Source organism: Neobacillus drentensis, assembly GCF_036966985.1.
In the GTDB taxonomy this organism is placed as follows: Bacteria; Bacillota; Bacilli; order Bacillales; family Cytobacillaceae; genus Neobacillus; species Neobacillus drentensis_E.
This window is the reverse complement of record NZ_JBALSN010000353.1, coordinates 1-2,712: the sequence shown is the minus strand read 5'-3', so window position 1 is coordinate 2,712 and position 2,712 is coordinate 1. Positions and strand designations below refer to the sequence as shown.

The window sequence follows — 2,712 nt, the reverse complement described above, 5'->3', positions numbered from 1 at the left end:
TGGGCTGCTGATTCTCTGCCTGGTATTGTTGACTTTTTGCTAAACCTTCTTGTACATTTTCATCTAATGAAAATTCTGTATCACCTTTATTAAATTGATTGGCTAGATTTTGAGCTGCAATTACTTTTTGTTGTTCACCTTTTACATCATTCGAAATTCTATCCTTTTTCATCATATTTCTCTCCTTTGCATTAAACATAACTTTATTGATATACTAAAGGCAGATTAATTATTCATTCACCAGAAAAAATAAGAAACCGTCTCTAAATATGAAACGGTTTAGCGAGATTAGCTATATTAATTAATACCAACATCCATTAGTCAGAAATAACGAATGATTAAATCCGAATGAGCATAATGATAAAAAAAGCTGATCGGAGATGATGGCTTGACCACTTTCAATCCAGAAAAACTATCTGTTGAATACAAAGGTGGTGTTACGACCACCGAACCTGTTATTCCAAGACATTACACACTAACTCACTCTGATGTAACTGGTGAGCTATTTTTAGCCATTGGAAAGCAGTATGCCTGGGATAAGATCAATCCTATGAGGGATGAAGTATTAGGTGAATGGAAAACAAACGGTACTTCCTTATACTATTGTGTTTATGTATATATAGATCAAGGAGAACTTAACCAAAATGTAGCAGCAAAACGCGCGGAAATATTCAGGCGTGAATTACCGCTTGCCTTATCAGCGATTCGATACGGCGATCGTTCTTTATTCGACGCATACCCTAATCTAGATCATGCTTCCATAATCGTTACTTTTATGTCCACCTACCCTCAATTTGCCAGCCAAGAGAATTGGGAAAATTTCCGCCGTTTTTCCAAATAGGAAGTATAGAAATCCTCTGATATCCTGATTCTTCCGACTAAATACCAAATAGGCAATACTATTCTATCAATCTTCGACAAATTCCGATGCGTGGCAGGCACGAGGATTTGGTTCAAACATGGGCCACAACGGTATTCCCTCCATAATATCTAGTTGAAGAGTTTCCTTTATTATAAAACATTCTAAAACTTCCATATTAATGGTTCTCCCATTCCCGCTTGCCCACTTCCTTCTTCTACAATCTCAACTACTTCAACAGGGCATTCATATAATAATTTTAGAAGTGCAAGTCCCTTAACCTGCTGATTCCTAAGTTTATCCTTTGTATCTTGCCTTTTACATTCGGCGAAAAGAATTTCAGAGGAATCTGGTTTATACACCAGCAAATCAGGTTCTTCTATACCAATAAAGGGAGAAAAGGCAGGGTAAAATCCTCTGCCTTTTTCATATCTTTCATCACCAAAATGTTTACGAAAAATTGATTCAGCCTTTGGGTATTTTCCAAGTTTGTTGCCGCCAAATAAATTATAATTATGATGAATCCACTCATAACCTAATGTTTCGTAATACCTGCCTGCGATATATTCTCCAAACCCTCTAGAGCCTGGCAATTTACTGCAATAAGAGTCCTTACATTCTTCTCTATTACCATCTATCCAGCTAATAAGTTCATTTCTTTTATAAGTTAGGATTCGTGTTGGAATAGAAACCTTCATTTCTATACTCCTTTATAGGTTTAGTCCAGTACATATTGCAAGTACGGTCAGATCCAATCAACTAGCAAAGATAGAGTTCACGAACGAGCTTGGTGGGGATGTGACCCAATGTCATCCACTTCAACATCCTCTGTAATATCGTCTGTTAGCTCTCTAATTTTACATCAAGAACTTCTGCCATGAGTTCATTATAACAATTGGCATATAACTGCATGCTAATTGGTTCCATATGTAAACTTATATTCGCTTCAACTGATCTACAGCGCTCACACAAATTCATGTCGTCACCCACCATGTTTTCTTCTATTTTACCATTAACATTCACAGGCACTATTCCAAAGCGGAATCATCACTGCGTGAGTTGGGGTCCGGCCCCACTTGCCAGGATTTAAATTCAAAATAATTGGCAAGAATGATGATATGCAATTTTGGGATTAGGTGGTGGAAAATTATGGACAAAAGAATAATAAATTTATATAATATTACCAAATGTAATAAAGGAGTGATTAAATTGGTACCAGTGGCGGCACCTGTAATACAAGTTGAAAAACAAGGTCACTCAACGGAAAAGTCAGCGATGGAAATTAGAAAAAAACGTGGAGTTCGTACATTAGCAGGAAAGCGATTAGCTGAACTGAGTAAGGAAGGTAAATAAATACCGATGTCTGAATTTATTATAGATTCTACTGATGCCACATTTGTGGACTTTAATCAAGCATCTATTGCTATTGATGCTTGTTTTCTTTTGGCTTACTTAGATAATGATGACCCAAGAGGAGATAAAGTTTCTTTATTGTTAGATAAGTGGTCAAAAGAAAAAATAAATGAGTTGGTAATAACAAATAAAGTTGCTGCTGAGATAATACATAACCTTTTTAAGAATAAAATAAGAGATATAATTTATTTAATTCATAAAATGAATACGCAAAAGTACTCACCGACAAAAGAAGAGTTGCAGATTATAGGAGACATAAACACTGCTCGAAATTTAATAAAATATGTCCCTAAATCTAAATTAGATGAATTGGTTAAATGTGGCGAACTCTATTACAATATCGGTACTATTTTAAAAGATTATAAGTTAAACGAATCGAATCGTGAGGGATTACATTGCTACTACAGCCATGCAGTAGAGACGTTTCAAGGAACGATAAG

General features: G+C 35.6%; 4 protein-coding genes. 3 read left to right on the top strand and 1 reads right to left on the bottom strand.

The genetic code is table 11. From position 1 onward, the window contains the following. Positions 1–388 precede the first annotated feature (388 nt). On the top strand, positions 389–841 hold the full coding sequence (locus tag V7659_RS21530; protein ID WP_335542130.1) for a staygreen family protein: 453 nt from the start codon (positions 389–391) through the stop codon (positions 839–841). 182 nt (positions 842–1,023) lie between these two features. On the opposite strand, the gene V7659_RS21525 is transcribed toward V7659_RS21530, so the two are convergent. Continuing rightward, a complete protein-coding gene (locus tag V7659_RS21525) occupies positions 1,024–1,557 on the bottom strand; it encodes a hypothetical protein (protein WP_335542128.1) in 534 nt (177 codons plus the stop codon). A 451-nt stretch (positions 1,558–2,008) separates the two neighbouring features. On the opposite strand from V7659_RS21525, the gene V7659_RS21520 reads away from it, so the two are divergent. Beyond that, entirely contained in the window at positions 2,009–2,212 is a 204-nt protein-coding gene (locus V7659_RS21520) for a hypothetical protein (protein WP_335542126.1), read from the top strand. A gap of 6 nt (positions 2,213–2,218) precedes the next feature. Beyond that, a partial coding sequence (locus V7659_RS21515; RefSeq protein WP_335542124.1) for a hypothetical protein occupies positions 2,219–2,712 on the top strand: 494 nt, incomplete at its 3' end.

What these genes read in the sequence shown, in the direction of transcription:
- V7659_RS21525 (WP_335542128.1), bottom strand. Translation starts at nt 1,557, where the DNA reads ATGAAGGTTTCTATTCCAACACGAATCCTAACTTATAAAAGAAATGAA.
- V7659_RS21520 (WP_335542126.1), top strand. Translation starts at nt 2,009, where the DNA reads ATGGACAAAAGAATAATAAATTTATATAATATTACCAAATGTAATAAA.